Consider the following 15,352-nt stretch of genomic DNA (forward strand, 5'->3'; position numbering starts at 1 on the left):
CAGTTCACTCAAACAAGACCGGAGTACACCATGCAGAAGAGAAACAGGACGGTCGCCGTCATTGGTGCCGGTGATTTCATCGGCGGCGAGATCGCCAAGAAGTTCGCCTCCGAGGGCTTCACGATCTTCGCCGGCCGCCGCAACGGCGACAAGCTCGCGCCGCTGGTCAAGGAGATCGAGGCCGCCGGCGGCGAGATCCACGCGCGCTCGCTCGACGCGCGCAAGGAGGAGGAGATCACCGCCTTCCTCAACGACGCCGACAAGCATGCGCCGCTCGAGGTCTGCATCTTCAACATCGGCGCCAACGTCAATTTCCCGATCCTCGAGACCACCGAGCGCGTATTCCGCAAAGTCTGGGAGATGGCCTGCTACTCGGGCTTCCTGGCCGGACGCGAGGCGGCACGACTGATGACGGCGCGCGGCCAAGGCAACATCTTCTTCACCGGCGCCACCGCGTCGCTGCGCGGCGGCAGCGGCTATGCCGCGTTTGCCAGCGCCAAATTCGGCCTGCGCGCCGTGGCGCAGGCGATGGCCCGCGAGCTCGGACCGAAGAACATCCACGTCGCGCATCTGATCATCGATTCCGGCGTCGACACCGAATGGGTGCGGCAGCGCCGCATCGAGGCGCTCGGCCCGAACGCGCTCGACAATCCCGATCTCTTGATGCCGCCGGCCTCGGTTGCCGCGTCCTACTGGCAGCTCTACCAGCAGCCGAAGAGCGCCTGGACCTTCGAGCTGGAAATCCGCCCCTTCGGCGAGAAGTGGTAGGGAGCACGGCAGATGGAGCTCGCGCTATCCCCTGAAGACACGGCCTTCCGCGACGAAGTCCGCGCCTTCATCAAAGACAATTATCCGGCGGAGATGCGCGTCGCCAATCCGGAGACCGATCTCTCCAAAGAGCAGATGCTGCTGTGGCATCGCATCCTGCACGACAAGGGCTGGATCGCGCCGCTCTGGCCCAAGGAATATGGCGGCCCGGGCTGGTCGATCACCCGTCGCTTCATCTTCGAGCAGGAGACGACGCGCGCCGGCACCATGCCGCCGCTGGCGTTCAGCGTCACCATGGTCGGTCCCGTCATCTATACCTTCGGCAACGGTGCTCAGAAGGCAAAATTCTTGCCGCGGATTCTCTCCGGTGAGGATTGGTGGTGCCAGGGCTATTCGGAGCCGGGCTCCGGCTCCGACCTCGCCACGGTTCGCACCAAGGCGGTGCGCGACGGCGACCACTATATCGTCAACGGCCACAAGACCTGGACCACGCTGGCGCAGCACGCCGACTGGATCTTCTGCCTGGTCCGCACTGATCCCACGGCGAAGCCGCAGTCCGGCATCTCGTTCCTCTTGATCGACATGAAATCGCCGGGCGTCACGGTCCGCCCGATCATCACCATCGACGGCTCGCACGAGGTCAATGACGTCTTCCTGGAGAACGTCCGCGTCCCCGCCGAGAATTTGATCGGCGAGGAGAACAAGGGCTGGACCTACGCCAAATTCCTGCTCGGCAATGAGCGCACCAGCATGGCCGGTATCGGCCGCTCGACGCGCTATCTCAGCCGGCTGAAGAAGATCGTGAAAGCCGAGATCCCGGAAGATGATCCGGCGCATCTCGAATTCATCCGGGACATCGCCCGCGTCGAGCTCGACGTGCTGGCACTGGAGGCGACCGAGCTTCGCGTCGTCGCCCAGATGGCGCGCGGCATCGATCCGGGACCGGCCGCATCGCTGTTCAAGATCCGCGGCACGGAGATATTTCAGGACATCACCGAGCTGACGCATCGGGCGATCGGCAATTACGGGCTTGCGATCCGCGAGCATCCGGTCAGCGCCAATCACTTCATGCCGGGCCCCGACTACGGCCATACCGCATCGGAGAAATACCTCAACTCGCGCAAGCTCTCGATCTACGGCGGGTCGAACGAGATCCAGCGCAACATCATCGCCAAGGCGGTGCTTGGTCTCTAGCTACAAAGCAACGAGGATCGAATGGATATCCAGTTCACGGAAGAGCAGGAATTGTTGCGGTCCAGCGTGCAGCGGCTGCTGCGCGACCAATATGATTTCGACGCCCGCCGCAAGATCGTCGCGAGCGAAGAGGGGCTTGGCCGCAGGCAATGGGATGAATTCGCCGAGCTTGGCCTGCTCGCCGCGCCGTTCTCGGAAGCCGTCGGCGGCTTCGGCGGCGGGCCGCTGTCGACCATGATCATCATGCACGAGTTCGGCCGTCATCTCGTGGTCGAGCCGTTCGTCGAGACAGTCGTGGTGGCCGGCGGCCTGATCGAGCAGGCGGGTTCCGAGGCGCAGAAGCAGGCCTACATCGCCGACATCATCGCGGGATCGAAGCTCTGGGCGCTGGCCTGGACCGAGCAGGGCTCGCGGTTCGATCTCGCCACCGTCACCACCACCGCGCGCCGCGACGGCGACGGCTATCTGCTCACCGGGGAGAAGACCGCGGTGCTCGCTGCGCCCTGGGCGGACTATCTCATCGTCTCGGCGCGCACCTCGGGCCATCGCCACGATCGCGGCGGCGTCAGCCTGTTCGTGGTCGATCGCCGCGCAGCGAACCTCGATCTGCAAAGCTTCAGGACGATCGACGGCCGCCGTGCGGCGGAGATCAGCCTGCGCGGCGTGCGCGGAGAGCTGTTGGGCCGGGAAGGCGAGGGCGTCGCCGCGCTGGAGGCCTGCCGCAACCGCGCCATTGGCGCGCTCTGTGCCGAGGCGGTCGGCGCGATCGGCGAGCTGAATGACGCGACACTGGACTATTCCAAGACGCGCAAGCAGTTCGGTGTGACGATCGGCAGCTTCCAGGTGCTGCAGCACCGGATGGTCGACATGTTCATCGCGCATCAGGAGGCGCTGTCCCTGATGCAGCATCTGTCGCTCAGCCTCAGCGAGGGGGAGGCCGGCCTCTCCCGGCTGGCGTCGGGTGCAAAATCCAAGATCGGCTATGCCGGCAAGTTCGTGGCCGACCAGGCGGTGCAGCTGCATGGCGGCATGGGCATGACCGACGAGCTCAATGTCGGCCACTACTTCAAGCGGATTTCCTCCATCAACATCCAGTTCGGCGATCCCGCCTATCACGTGCTGCGCTATGCGCAGCTCGATGCGGTCGCCTAAAGCAAGAGAGGCAAGCATGTCAAAGGATGCAGTCATCGTTTCCACCGCGCGCACCGGCGTCGGCAAGGCGTATCGCGGCGCGCTCAACAACACCGACGGCCCGACCCTGGCCGGCCATGTGATGGCGGAAGCGGTGAAGCGCGCCGGCATCGCGCCCGGCGAGGTCGAGGACGTGGTGATGGGCTGCGCGATGCAGCAGGGCACCATGGTGATGAATGTCGCGCGCAAGGGCGCGATCCGCGCCGGACTTCCTGTCACCGTTGCCGGCACCACCATCGACCGGCAATGCGCCTCCGGCTTGCAGGCGATCGCGGTCGCCGCGCGCTCGGTGATGCTTGACGGCGTCGAGATCGCGATCGGCGGCGGCATCGAGTCGATCAGCCTGGTGCAGAATGAGCACATGAACCGGTTCCATGCGGTCGACGACGATCTGATGGCGATGAAGCCCGAGATGTACATGTCGATGCTGGAGACGGCCGAGGTCGTCGCCGAGCGCTACGGGATCGGCCGTGACCAGCAGGACGAGTACAGCCTCGAGTGCCAGCGCCGCGTCGGTGCCGCATTGCAGGGCGGCCGCTTCAACGACGAGATCGTGCCGTTCACGACCAAGATGGCCGTGGTCAACAAGGACACCAAGGAAGTCAGCTTCCAGCAGGTGACCTTGGCCAAGGATGAAGGCCCGCGGCCGGACACCACGGCAGAGGGGCTCGCCAAGATCAAGCCGGTGTTCGAGGGCAAGACCATCAGCGCCGGCAATGCCAGCCAGCTCTCGGACGGCGCCTCGGCCTGCGTGATCATGAGCGACAAGGTCGCCGCGCAGAAAGGGCTGAAGCCGCTCGGCATCTTCCGCGGATTCGTCGCTGCCGGCGTCGAGCCGGACGAGATGGGCGTCGGTCCGGTCGCGGCGATCCCGCGGCTGTTGAAGCGGCATAATCTCAAGATCGACGACATCGATCTCTGGGAGCTCAACGAAGCCTACGCGGTGCAGGTGATCTATTGCCGCGACAAGCTCGGCATCGATCCCGACAAGCTCAACGTCAACGGCGGCTCGATCGCGATCGGCCATCCCTATGGCATGACCGGCGCGCGGCTCACCGGCCACCTCTTGATCGAGGGCCGGCGGCGCAAGGCGAAATATGGCGTGGTCACCATGTGCATCGGCGGCGGCATGGGCGCGGCCGGCCTGTTTGAAATCATCCACTGACCGGAAGCGCGGGAGAGACTTGTGAAGACAGCAATCACCGAATTGTTCGGCATCCAGCATCCGATCATCCAGGGCGGCATGCATTATGTCGGCTTCGCCGAGATGGCGGCCGCGGTGTCCAACGCCGGCGGCCTCGGCATCATCACCGGCCTGACCCAGCGGACGCCCGAGCTGCTGGCCAAGGAGATCGCGCGCTGCCGCGACATGACCGACAAGCCGATCGGCGTGAACCTGACCTTCCTGCCGAGCTTCACCGCGCCGCCTTATCCGGAATATATCGCCGCGATCCGCGAGGGCGGCGTCAAGGCGGTGGAGACCGCGGGCCGCAGCCCGGAGCAGTACATGCCGGCGCTGAAGGCCGCCGGCATCAAGGTGATCCACAAATGCACCTCGGTGCGGCATTCGCTGAAGGCCGAGAAGATCGGCTGCGATGCGGTCAGCGTCGACGGCTTCGAATGCGGCGGCCATCCCGGCGAGGACGACATCCCGAACATGATCCTGCTGCCGCGCGCGGCGGACGAATTGACGATTCCGTTCGTCGCCTCGGGCGGCATGGCGGATGCGCGCAGCCTGGTCGCCGCGCTGTCGATGGGCGCCGCCGGCATGAACATGGGCACGCGCTTCATTGCGACCAAGGAAGCGCCGGTTCATGCCAATGTGAAGCAGGCGCTGCTCGATGCCGACGAGCTCGATACGCGCCTCGTGATGCGCGCGCTGCGCAACACCGAGCGCGTGCTGAAGAACAAGGGCGTCGATGAGTTGCTCGAGATCGAACGCGAGAAGGGCGCCAGGCTGAAGATCGAGGACATCCACGAGCAGGTCGCCGGCGTCTACCCGAGGGTGATGATCGAAGGCGAGATGAATGCCGGCGCCTGGAGCTGCGGCATGGTGGTCGGCCTGATCCACGACATCCCGACCGTCAAGGAGCTGATCGACCGCATCATGGCCGAGGCCGAAGCGATCATCCGGCAACGGCTGACCGGCTTCCTCGACGGCAAGTTTGAAATCACCGCGGCCCGCGCGGTGGCCTGAACGGGAGAGTGCCATGACCGAGCATGTCAAAGTCGAAATCGCCGCCGGCGTCATGACGCTGACGTTGCAGCGGCCGGAGAAGAAGAACGCTCTCACCGGCGCCATGTATGACGCGATGTCGGGTGCCCTGAAGCAGGCCGAGGCGGATCCGTCCGTCCGCGTGATTCTGTTCCAGGGCGACGGCGACAGCTTCACTGCGGGAAACGACCTGGCCGATTTCGCGAGCCAGGCGCGCGGCGAAAGCGCGGTCGATAGCCCGGCGCATCGCTTCATCGAGACCATCAGCAAGGTCGGCAAGCCGCTGGTCGCGGCCGTGCAGGGCAATGCGGTCGGCGTCGGCACCACCATGCTGCTGCATTGTGACCTGGTCTATCTCGCCGAGACCGCACGGCTGATCACGCCGTTCGTCAATCTCGCTCTGGTGCCGGAGGCGGCGTCGAGCTGGCTGCTTCCCTTGCGGATCGGGCACGCGCGCGCCTATGCGATGTTCGCGCTCGGTGAGCCGATGGATGCGCAGGGCGCGCTGGCATCGGGCCTCGCCAATGCCGTGGTGCCGCAAGCTGATCTGCGCAAGAAGGCGCATGACGCGGCGATTGCGCTGACCAAGCGGCCGGCCGGCTCGCTCAGCATGACCAAGGCGCTGATGCGCGAGCAGCAGCGGATCGCGGCGCAGATCGCCGAGGAAGGCGTGCTGTTCAAGCAGCGGCTGACGACGCCCGAAGCCCGCGAGGCCTTTGCCGCCTTCGCCGAGCGGCGTCAGCCTGACTTCACCAAGCTGTCGGCCTGAACCGGCAGCGAAATCCACGGAACCATCGAGGGAGTGACAAGCATGCACGTCGTCGGCAGCCATCAATATCCCGCCATGGAAACCGTGATCTACGGCAAGCCGGCCGCCGAAGCCTTGCGCGAGGAGGCCGAGCGGCTCGGCGCAAAACGCGTCTACCTGATCGCCAGCCGGACGTTGAACACCACGACCGACGAGATCGAGAAGATCCGCAAGGCGCTCGGCGACCGCCATGCGGCGACCTTCGATGGCGTGCCGCAGCACACGACGCGGGACGTGGTAACGCAGATCGCGCGGCAGGCCAGCGAAGCCGGAGCCGACCTCGTGGTCGCGATCGGCGGCGGCTCGGTGGTCGATGCCGCGAAGATCGTGCTGATGTGCATCGAGCACGAGATCTTTGAGCCGGCGGGGCTCGATGGCTTCGAGACCACGCCGGATCGCCGGTTCGGGCCGTTCCGCAACCCTAAGGTCCGGATGATCGCGATCCCCAGCACGCTGTCGGGCGGCGAGTACAATTCCGGCGCGCTGGTCACCGACACCAGCCGCAAGCTGAAGCAGATCTTCAACCATCCGATGATGATGCCGCGCAGCATCATCCTCGACCCGGCGATGACGAGATACACGCCGGAGAAGCTCTGGCTCGGCTCCGGCACGCGCGCGATGGATCACGGCATCGAGGCGATCTGCTCCAGTCGCCCCAACGTGCTCGTGGATGCGGTGTGCCAGCAGGGGCTACGCTATCTGCACGACGGCCTGCTGCGCACCAAGGCCAATCCCGGCGACGAGGCGGCGCGGCTGAGCTGCCAACTGGGTTCCTGGCTGTCGGCATTCGGATTGCAGTCGCGGGTACCGATGGGCGCCAGCCACGCCATCGGCCATGTGCTCGGCGGCACTTGCGACGTCCCGCATTACTTCTGCACGGCGGTGATGATGCCGAGCGTGCTGCGCTACAACCGCCCGGCGACGGAGAAGGCCCAGCAATCGATCGCCGCCGCCCTCGGCGCGCCGGGGCGTGACGCCGGCGAGGCATTCGCAGGCTTCATCGCGGAGCTCGGCCTGCCGCGGCGCCTCGCCGATGTCGGTGTCGGTGAAGACCGCTTCGAGCTGATCGGCAGGAACGCAATGCTGTCGATCTTCACCCGGGCCAACCCGCAACCGATCCGTGAGCCCGCCGACGTCGTCAAGATCCTGAAGCTCGCCGCCTGAGGCAACAGCATTTGGAACAGCCGCCATGACCGCCTTGCGCATCTTCTCCTATCTACCGAACCCGCGGGTCTGGAAGGCGACCATCGCGGCCCGGTTCTGCGGCGTCGAGGTCGAGGTCCGAGGCGCCTCGGGCAAGGAGTTGCGGGATTGGCTGTGGGATTACGATGCCCATCCACTGTCGGAGCAGGAGCGCGGGGAGCTCGCCTCGCTGGCGCGGACCGGGAAGGTCGGCCTGACCGGTGCGCAGCTATACAAGACCGATGCGTTCATGGCAGCGCATCCGTTCGGCAATGTGCCCGCCGCGTTCGGCGCCGGCGGCAAGGTCGGGATCTTCGAATCCAACAGCATCATGCGCGCGGTGGCGCGGCTCGGCGAAGCGGCGTTCCCGCTCTACGGGCGCGACGTCTACGAGGCGTCAAGGATCGACAGCTTTCTCGATGTCAGCCTGGTCTTTGCGCGGGATTCGCAGATCTATCTGCTCGCGCTGTCGGGCGGCACGGTCGACGCGGCCATTCATGACCGCGCCAGGGATGCGTTCGCGATCTATGCGTCCGGAATCGAGCAGGCACTGTCGCGACGGCGCGAGACGCTGGTCGGGGATGGCATCTCGATTGCCGACATCTGCTTTGCCGCCGAGCTCGCGCTGTTCATGAACGAGTACGGGCGGAGCGAGCAATTGGACAAGCAGGGATTGACCAGGATCCTGCATCCCGGGGTGCAGGATGAGTATCCGCTGATGTTCGCTCATTTTGCCCGGCTGGTCGCGCACGCGCATTTTGCGCCGGACCTCAAGCCTTATGTCGAGAAGCTGCGATCGAAGGCAGCGGCCTGACCATGACACCTGTTGGCTCTAACGCGGAGGGTTGATCGCATGTCCGCACCCGTCTGTCTGATATCCGGCGTTGGGCCCGGCACCGGCTCGGCGCTTGCCAGAAGGTTCGCCGAGGGCGGCTACCGCGTCGCGCTGCTGGCCAGGAACGAGGAGCGGCTCGCCGCGCTCGAGAAGCAGCTGCCGGGCGCAAAGGCCTATCGATGCGACGTCTCCGATCCCGCGCAGGTCGAGACGGTGGCCTCGGCCGTGGAGCGAGATCTCGGCAGCCCCGGCGTCGTGATCCATAACGCCGTCGGTGGGGCGTTCGGCACCTTCCGCGAGATCGATCCGCAGATCCTCAATCGCAACTTCCAGGTCAACACGATGGGCTTGCTGTATCTGGCAAGGCGGTTTGCCCCGGCGATGATCAGCGCCGGCAAGGGCGCCATCGTTGCGAGCGGGAATACCTCGGCGTTGCGCGGCAAAGCCGGGTTCGCAGGGTTCGCGCCGACCAAGGCGGCGCAGCGGATCCTCGCCGAAGCGATGGCGCGCGATCTCGGGCCGCAAGGCGTTCACGTTGCCTATGTCGTGATCGATGCGGTGATCGATCTGGAGTGGACGCGGAAGCGCTGGCCTGAGCGGCCGGACGACTTCTTCATCAAGCCGAAAGCGATCGCGGACGAGATCTGGCACGTCACCCACCAGGATCGCAGCGCGTGGTCGTTCAATGTCGAGATCAGACCGTTCGGAGAAGTCTGGTAGGCGCTGCGCGGCGGTGGTGAGAGCCGATCAATTCATAAAGGCCAAGGGGAAATTCGATGTCGTTGAAAAAGCTTGCGGTATCCATTGCAATGCTCGCCGCGTTTGCTGCGGCTCCAGTCCGCGCCGAAACACCTGGTATCTCGGAATCGGAGATCAAGGTCGGTGCGACGTTCCCGTTCAGCGGCCCGGCATCCCCGCTCAGCAACACCGGCAAGGGCCTGATCGCCTATGTCCATTCCGTCAATGACCGCGGCGGCGTCAACGGCCGGAAGATCAACCTCATCACCTATGACGATGCCTATACTCCGCCCAAGGCGGTGGAGCAGACCCGGAAGCTGATCGAGAGCGACGAGGTGGCGTTCCTGTTCAGCCCGCTCGGGACGCCCGGGATCGGCGCAACCATCAAATACGTGACCGCGAAAAAGGTGCCGCATCTCTTCGTCGTCAGCGGCGTGACCAAGTTCACGAACTTCAACGAGTTTCCGCTGACCACCACGGGACTGCCGAGCTACAACACCGAAGGAAAGATCTACGCCAAATACATTACGCAGACGGCGCCCGATGCGAAGATCGCGATCCTCTACCAGAATGACGACCTCGGCCGGGACTTCGTGGCCGCCTTCAAGGAAACCTTGAAGTCCGACTTCGACAAGAAGGTCGTGACGTCTCCCTATGAGGTCACCGAGCCCACCATCGAATCGCATGTGGTGACGCTGAAGGCGTCGGGCGCCCAGGCATTCCTGGTCGCCGGCACGCCGAAATTCGCCGCGCAGGCGATCAAGAAGGCGAGCGAGATCGGCTGGACGCCGCTCACCGTCGTCAACTACGTGTCGAGCTCGGTCTCTGCCACCATCGTGCCCGCGGGAGCCGACAAGGCGGCGGGCGTGGTGGTCGCGACCATCACCAAGGATCCGAACGACAAGAAGTGGGCCGACGATCCCGGCATGAAGTGGTATCGCGCCCACTTCGAAAAATATCTTCCCGGCGCCGATATCGGCGACAACAACTATCTGTTCGGCACCCAGCAGGGCCAGATCCTGGAACAGGTGCTCAAGCAGTGCGGCGACGACCTGTCGCGCGAGAACATTGTGAAGCAGGCGCGCAACATCAAGGGACTGGTGCTGCCGACCCTGATGCCGGGGATTACGATCAACACCGGCCCCGGCAACAGCATGGCCTACACCCAGCTCCAGCTGCAGCGCTGGACCGGAAGCTCTTGGGAGCAGTTCGGCGGCGTGCTGAGTGCCGACACGAACTGAGCTGTCGTATCGATTGGCTGCGTACTAGTGAAGCCGTCGTGCGATCGGCTTCGCCAGCGCGCTATGCCAATCCCATTGCGATGATCGGCCGCTCGACCGCAGGCTCGTCAGAAACGCCGTGGTCTTCGGCTGCACCCGCGAGCCGTCGATCACCTCGAGCTGGCCACAGCGGTTGAGCGTGTGCAGCTTGCGCCCGGTCCATAGCGGCCCGGGCTGGAGCAGATGCCGAACCGCCTGCCTGTACGTCGTCGGCGACAGTTCGAGCACTTCCGCAAGCCCGAGCGCTGCGCCGTATCCGTTGGTGCAGTCCTGCACCGGCCGCCACAGCTTGCCATTGACGGTCACGAAGTTGCCGGCCGGCCGCGTGGTGGCGCGATCCATCAGGATCGGATTGGCCGCATGCGGTTGCCAGGGGCCGAGCAATTGCTCGGCGTAATAGATCGCCAGCGTGTCGGAATATCCGCCGGTGCCGTCGCGCCAGGCCCCGAACATGTAGTGGAGGCCGTTGTGCTGCGTGATCGTCACGTCGGCAAGCTCAAGCCCGGACAGCAGCGTCGAGTGCCGCTCCCACTTGTCCGGAAAGCGGATGCATTTGTAGATGGGAACGTCCCGATGCGCGGTGCTTTCCGGGATCATCCAGAGCTCGCCATTGTGCTCGATCATGAACGGGTAGGAGAGATGCCAGGGCTCTTCCAGCACCGGCATGACCGGGCCGATCGGCCCGTTGCCGTCGAATTCGATCGCGGAGATGATGCCCTTGTTGGTCCGGTGGTCGAGGTCTTCGAAGAACACGAAGGTCCGGCCCTGCCATTTCACCGGCACAGGATCGGCATAGAAGTGGTTGCCGGGATCGGCGAGCACGTTCCAGGCCGGTCCCGAGAGGTCGCCGGTGCGCCAGATATCCGTATCTCCTGCATAGCGCCAACCGATGTGCCAGTGCGGCGCGTAGCAGCACAGGCGATAGATTTCCTTTGCGATCGACGTCGCCAGGCCGCGCAGGACAAACGGCGCCGGGTTGGGCGCTGCGCTGCTGAGTGCCGGAACTGTCAATTGCGGCACCAGGCGCGGAGCCCCTGACAGGATCGGCGGCAGCATCGACAGCGTGCGCGCCATCACCGTGTCGAGCCCGCCGCTCAGGCCGGCTGCGATTTCCGCCGAGGGGTGGCCGCGGTCCATCACGGCGCCGTCGAGCTCATTGACGATTTCGATCACCGGCAGATCACCGGCGAGAATGGCCGCGAGTGCTGCGTCTTCGCCCGCGTGCCCGTTGAACCGTGGACGGAGATACAGTTTCGCGGAGCAGCTCGGATCCCGCTCGGCGGCGGTGAAGTCGACCACCACGTCGGGGCTGCCCGCGCGCGGCCGCTCCGGGATCGGTTTCACCCTGTCGGCGCCGCCGGCCTTGCCCTTGCGCAGGACGATGCGTTCGAGCTCGAACAGCATGTCGAGGCCGGCGGGTCGCGGTGCCGACGTCGTAATCCAGGCGATTTGAACGGGAATATCCTGATCGTTGACGCGCAGCGACTCACGGCACATCCAGAGCCGCGGCTGCTCGCGATCGCAGCGAAACTCGATAATCATGGCCAGCCCAACTTCCTAGTACGCGTCCGCCCCCACAGCGTCGCCGAGAATGCGGACGTATTCCTCTATCATGGCATCCAACGAATAGCGCGATTTCAGGCCCACGGCGCTTTGCCGCAGCTGATCACTCAACACACGATCGGTCAGGACCTGCGACACGGCGGCCGAGAATTCGGCTTCGTTCGCAGCGTCGACGAACACCGCTGCGGGCTGCCCCTGGTAGGACAGCACCTCGCGCAGCACGGGGAGATCGTTGACGACGCAGGGAATGCCGGCGCTCGCGGCCTCGACCGCGGCGAGGCCGAAGGTTTCGGCCTGCGAGGGGAAGACGAAGACATCGAGGCAGGCCAGAAAATCGGCCATCTGGCGCGGCGGAATCTCGCCGATGAAGTGCAGCCGGTCCGATACTTTCAGCTCGTCCGCCAGGGTGCGGAGCCGTCCCTCATCCGCGCCCTGGCCCGCGAGGGCAAGGTGCCAGGATGGGTCGGCCGCCAGCAGGCGAATTGCCGCATCGAGCCGCTTGTGCGGGTGCAGCCGCGCTGCGCAGCCGAGCAGAGTGCGGTCCGGCGGCAGCTTGAACTGCTGCCGCGCGAGGTCCTTCGGCAGGCTGTGTGACTTGTCGTCGAAGCCGTGCGGGACGTGCTTCATCCGCGACCGGTAGGGCGCAGGATAGCGTGCGTATTCGCGCTCCATGTCACGCGAGTTCAGCGTGATGCACTGGAAGAAGCCGGTCGAGCCCATGATGATGTCGGCGGCCCGCACCGGCATGCTCATCGACAGCGCAGAGGATACCTGGTTGGCGATCACCGGGGCGCGGCTGACGAGGCGCGACACGCCTGCGCCGATCACGTTCCCGAAATGCTGGAAGGTCAGTACGGCATCGGGATTGATGGTCCTGAGATGACCGCCGAGCGTCCACAGCATGCGCAGCAGCGCCAGTGGATTTCCGGGCCGGGTCTGCGCGCAATAGAACGTGCTGGGCGGTTCGTCGAAGGACTCCGATTTGCGGAAGAAGAACAGGTTGGCGACGTCATAGCCGCGCGCGGTGAGGCCGGCGCCGAGCAGCCGCGAGATCTCCTGCGCGCCAGCGTTCTCGGCCTGGGTCTGCACCAGGACGACACGCAGCTTTCGCTCGTTCGGTCGACCGCGCGATGCGCTCGATACCTCGCGCAATTCTATGCTTGGCGTGTATTGGAGCACGGATGCCTCACCCGTTGAAGGAGCGGATTCGGCCCCTTCATTTTTGCGCGCGTACGTATCACGCGAAGCGCGCTCGTGCATCGAGTAGCGCGTGTTGAGGTTACTGCTCATTTAGCAATCAGACATCTGCCGGCAATCGAAAGCTGTTATCTCACGGAAAGGGTACCGCCGGCTCGTTAACTAATTGGTTACGGCAGCGCAGAGAGGGGGTAACCGGCGATTAACCATAGATATTTACGGTGGGGCGGTACTGTCAGTTGAATTCGAGTCAGAATCCATGAAGTTCGGCAGCCGAATAGGCCCGAGACGTTCCGAAGTCACGGAACCCGCAGCGTCGTGGGAAACTGCCGGCGTTCCGACTGGCCAATCTTCCGCGGAAACCACTAAGGGCGTGCTTAGCATTCCAGGCGTGCTGGCCTTTTTCCGCGAGAAAGGTCAACACATCCTGATGCTCGCCGCGGTCATCTTCGCGGTCGGTGTCATTCTGTTGATGTTGATCCCGGCGCGTTACGCCGCGACGGCGCTCGTCGTCGTCGACCCGCGCGAGCAGCGCGTGACCACCGACCAGGACGTCCTGCCGGGGATCGGTCAAGATGCCGCAGCATTGCAGAGCTATGTCGAGATCGCCAAATCCGACGGATTTCTCGGGCCGCTGATCGACCAGCTCAAGGTCGCCGAGGACAGCGACATCTCCGGCGGCAAGACCGACACCACGCGCCTGCTCGACCGGTTTCGCAACCGGCTCGATATCTCAAGGCGCGGACTAACCTATGTTATCGCCATCAAGTTCACGTCCAACAACCCGCAGCGCGCGGCGTACTACGCCAATGCGATCGCCGAGGCGTTCGTCGCCAGTCAGCGCGGGACGCGCACCGTGGCGACCGACGAGGCCGCCGACTGGCTGAAGAGCCGGCTCAAGACGTTGAACGACCGGCTGCGGTCTTCGGAAGATGCCGTCGCCAAGTTCAAGCTCGAGCACCGCATCGTCAACGCCGGCAAGGAATCCACCACGCAGCAATTGCGCGTCACCGACCTGACGCAGCAGGTGGCCGCGGCGCGCGCCCGCACCGAGGAGGCCAAGGCGCGCTATGAGCAGTTGCAGCGCGACCTCAAGGCCAATGTCGATGGGCCGGTCAAGCAGGACCTGCTGAGCGCGTTGCGCGCCCAGCGCTCCGCGCTCAACGACCAGATCGCGCAGAAACGCGGGGTGCTCGGCGATCGTCATCCCGACCTCGTGATGGCGCTCAGCCAGCTCAGCGATCTCAACCGGCAGATCGACATCGAGCGCAAGAAGAACATCGACACCGCAAAGTCGGAATACGAGGCGCAGCGCGATCAGCAAAAGGCCGTCGAGGATCAGTTGAAGGCGGTTGAATCGCAGATTCTGGTTGACGGTCAGGCGTTCGTTAAGCTGCAGGATTTGCAGCGCGACGCCGACGCCAACAAGAACATCTACGAGCAGTTCCTCTCGCGCTACAAGACCACCGACGAGCAGCGGCTGCTGCAGAGCTCGCAGACCAAGGTCGCATCTCCGGCGACGCCGCCGATCCGGTCGACGCTTCCGCCGCTCCCGCTGTTGCTCGTCGTGCTCGCGATCGTCTCGCTGCTGACGTCGACCGCGATCGTCGCCGTTCCCGGCCTGAATCTGAAGCTCCCGGTCAAGGCCATTCCGCCGCTCCGCCGTGCCGAGGCGCCCGTATCGACGCCGGCCGCGGCGCCGGCCGCGCCGCAATCTGCGTTGCCGCCGGGATTGCCGGTGCTGGCCCGCATCCCCAACATGGTGTCGCCGGATGCCGTCAAGAGCGTCTGGCAGACTCCGATTTCGACGACGGCCGAGCCCGACCTCAGCCCGCATCTTCAGTTGCTGATCGAGAACATCGAGCAGCTTCCGGGTGACCACGGCAAGGTAGCGCTGCTGCTGTCGGTCGAGACCGGGGCGGGCGGCAGCACCGTCGCGCGGTCGCTCAACCGGTCCGCCGTCAAGAACGGGATGCTCAGCGTCCTGATCGAGATGGAATCGAAACGCGCCGAAGTCGTGCCGCCGCAAGGCTCGGGGATCATCAAGGCCGATCTGCCGTCCGTCGTCGAACTGCTGGGCGCCAGCAGCAAGGCGCCGCCCTATCCGCCGGACGATATTCGCGCCGATTTCGGCCTGATCATTGTCGATGCATCGTCGCTTGCCACGCAGCCGGCCGCGGTGGCGCTCGCCGACCATGCCGACCTCGTGATCCTCGTGGTTCGCGAGGGCGCCACCGACGCGGCCGTGATCGCCAAGGCGCGGGCCGACCTGTCGAGCTTCGGCTCGGTCCCGACCGCGCTGGTCGTCAATCGCGTGGCGGCCAACGCCACGGTCCGCAGTCCCCAGGGCGAAGCCCTGGGATTGGCGAGCTGAAGGTGAT

Annotated in this window: 13 protein-coding genes; 11 read left to right on the forward strand and 2 right to left on the reverse strand. The window is 65.0% G+C overall.

Annotated features, from left to right (window positions below; genetic code table 11):
- Positions 1-30: 30 nt before the first annotated feature.
- Genes FBZ93_RS16675 through FBZ93_RS16720 form a run of 10 tightly spaced genes read left to right on the forward strand, consistent with a single transcriptional unit; the run spans position 31 to position 10,172 of the window.
- Positions 31-768, forward strand: a complete 738-nt coding sequence (locus FBZ93_RS16675) for an SDR family oxidoreductase (RefSeq protein WP_146986977.1) — start codon at positions 31-33, stop codon at positions 766-768.
- Positions 769-780: 12 nt separating this feature from the next.
- A complete protein-coding gene (locus FBZ93_RS16680) occupies positions 781-1,962 on the forward strand; it encodes an acyl-CoA dehydrogenase family protein (protein WP_146986978.1) in 1,182 nt (393 codons plus the stop codon).
- Between the two features lie 21 nt (positions 1,963-1,983).
- Positions 1,984-3,114, forward strand: a complete 1,131-nt coding sequence (locus FBZ93_RS16685; RefSeq protein ID WP_146986979.1) for an acyl-CoA dehydrogenase family protein — start codon at positions 1,984-1,986, stop codon at positions 3,112-3,114.
- A gap of 16 nt (positions 3,115-3,130) precedes the next feature.
- On the forward strand, positions 3,131-4,318 hold the full coding sequence (locus FBZ93_RS16690; protein ID WP_146986980.1) for an acetyl-CoA C-acyltransferase: 1,188 nt from the start codon (positions 3,131-3,133) through the stop codon (positions 4,316-4,318).
- 21 nt (positions 4,319-4,339) lie between these two features.
- Positions 4,340-5,350, forward strand: coding sequence for an NAD(P)H-dependent flavin oxidoreductase (locus FBZ93_RS16695; RefSeq protein WP_146986981.1), 1,011 nt, complete (start codon positions 4,340-4,342; stop codon positions 5,348-5,350).
- 13 nt (positions 5,351-5,363) lie between these two features.
- Entirely contained in the window at positions 5,364-6,137 is a 774-nt protein-coding gene (locus FBZ93_RS16700; protein WP_050423534.1) for an enoyl-CoA hydratase-related protein, read from the forward strand.
- Between the two features lie 42 nt (positions 6,138-6,179).
- Positions 6,180-7,340 carry an iron-containing alcohol dehydrogenase gene (locus FBZ93_RS16705; protein WP_146986982.1) on the forward strand — a complete coding sequence of 387 codons (1,161 nt, stop codon included), beginning with the start codon at positions 6,180-6,182 and terminating at the stop codon, positions 7,338-7,340.
- 25 nt (positions 7,341-7,365) lie between these two features.
- Complete coding sequence (locus FBZ93_RS16710; RefSeq protein ID WP_146986983.1) at positions 7,366-8,172, forward strand: glutathione S-transferase family protein; 807 nt, start codon at positions 7,366-7,368, stop codon at positions 8,170-8,172.
- Between the two features lie 39 nt (positions 8,173-8,211).
- Positions 8,212-8,913 carry an SDR family NAD(P)-dependent oxidoreductase gene (locus FBZ93_RS16715; RefSeq protein WP_146986984.1) on the forward strand — a complete coding sequence of 234 codons (702 nt, stop codon included), beginning with the start codon at positions 8,212-8,214 and terminating at the stop codon, positions 8,911-8,913.
- 56 nt (positions 8,914-8,969) lie between these two features.
- On the forward strand, positions 8,970-10,172 hold the full coding sequence (locus tag FBZ93_RS16720) for an ABC transporter substrate-binding protein (RefSeq protein WP_146986985.1): 1,203 nt from the start codon (positions 8,970-8,972) through the stop codon (positions 10,170-10,172).
- 24 nt (positions 10,173-10,196) lie between these two features.
- Here FBZ93_RS16720 and FBZ93_RS16725 read toward each other — a convergent pair whose 3' ends face one another.
- Positions 10,197-11,753 carry a glucosamine inositolphosphorylceramide transferase family protein gene (locus tag FBZ93_RS16725; protein WP_146986986.1) on the reverse strand — a complete coding sequence of 519 codons (1,557 nt, stop codon included), beginning with the start codon at positions 11,751-11,753 and terminating at the stop codon, positions 10,197-10,199.
- Positions 11,754-11,768: 15 nt separating this feature from the next.
- A complete protein-coding gene (locus FBZ93_RS16730; RefSeq protein WP_246667511.1) occupies positions 11,769-12,953 on the reverse strand; it encodes a glycosyltransferase family 4 protein in 1,185 nt (394 codons plus the stop codon).
- 277 nt (positions 12,954-13,230) lie between these two features.
- Here FBZ93_RS16730 and FBZ93_RS16735 point away from each other — a divergent pair, with 277 nt between their 5' ends.
- A complete protein-coding gene (locus FBZ93_RS16735; RefSeq protein ID WP_167529065.1) occupies positions 13,231-15,345 on the forward strand; it encodes an exopolysaccharide transport family protein in 2,115 nt (704 codons plus the stop codon).
- Positions 15,346-15,352: the final 7 nt, after the last annotated feature.

Origin of the sequence: Bradyrhizobium macuxiense (genome assembly GCF_007993935.1) — a bacterium.
GTDB lineage: Bacteria > Pseudomonadota > Alphaproteobacteria > Rhizobiales > Xanthobacteraceae > Bradyrhizobium > Bradyrhizobium macuxiense_A.

Bases quoted from the DNA above. Each gene is read 5' to 3' on its own strand.
- FBZ93_RS16680 (WP_146986978.1), top strand. From the start codon at position 781: ATGGAGCTCGCGCTATCCCCTGAAGACACGGCCTTCCGCGACGAAGTC.
- FBZ93_RS16705 (WP_146986982.1), top strand. From the start codon at position 6,180: ATGCACGTCGTCGGCAGCCATCAATATCCCGCCATGGAAACCGTGATC.
- FBZ93_RS16735 (WP_167529065.1), top strand. From the start codon at position 13,231: ATGAAGTTCGGCAGCCGAATAGGCCCGAGACGTTCCGAAGTCACGGAA.
- FBZ93_RS16715 (WP_146986984.1), top strand. From the start codon at position 8,212: ATGTCCGCACCCGTCTGTCTGATATCCGGCGTTGGGCCCGGCACCGGC.
- FBZ93_RS16675 (WP_146986977.1), top strand. From the start codon at position 31: ATGCAGAAGAGAAACAGGACGGTCGCCGTCATTGGTGCCGGTGATTTC.
- FBZ93_RS16720 (WP_146986985.1), top strand. From the start codon at position 8,970: ATGTCGTTGAAAAAGCTTGCGGTATCCATTGCAATGCTCGCCGCGTTT.
- FBZ93_RS16725 (WP_146986986.1), bottom strand. From the start codon at position 11,753: ATGATTATCGAGTTTCGCTGCGATCGCGAGCAGCCGCGGCTCTGGATG.
- FBZ93_RS16685 (WP_146986979.1), top strand. From the start codon at position 1,984: ATGGATATCCAGTTCACGGAAGAGCAGGAATTGTTGCGGTCCAGCGTG.
- FBZ93_RS16690 (WP_146986980.1), top strand. From the start codon at position 3,131: ATGTCAAAGGATGCAGTCATCGTTTCCACCGCGCGCACCGGCGTCGGC.
- FBZ93_RS16710 (WP_146986983.1), top strand. From the start codon at position 7,366: ATGACCGCCTTGCGCATCTTCTCCTATCTACCGAACCCGCGGGTCTGG.
- FBZ93_RS16700 (WP_050423534.1), top strand. From the start codon at position 5,364: ATGACCGAGCATGTCAAAGTCGAAATCGCCGCCGGCGTCATGACGCTG.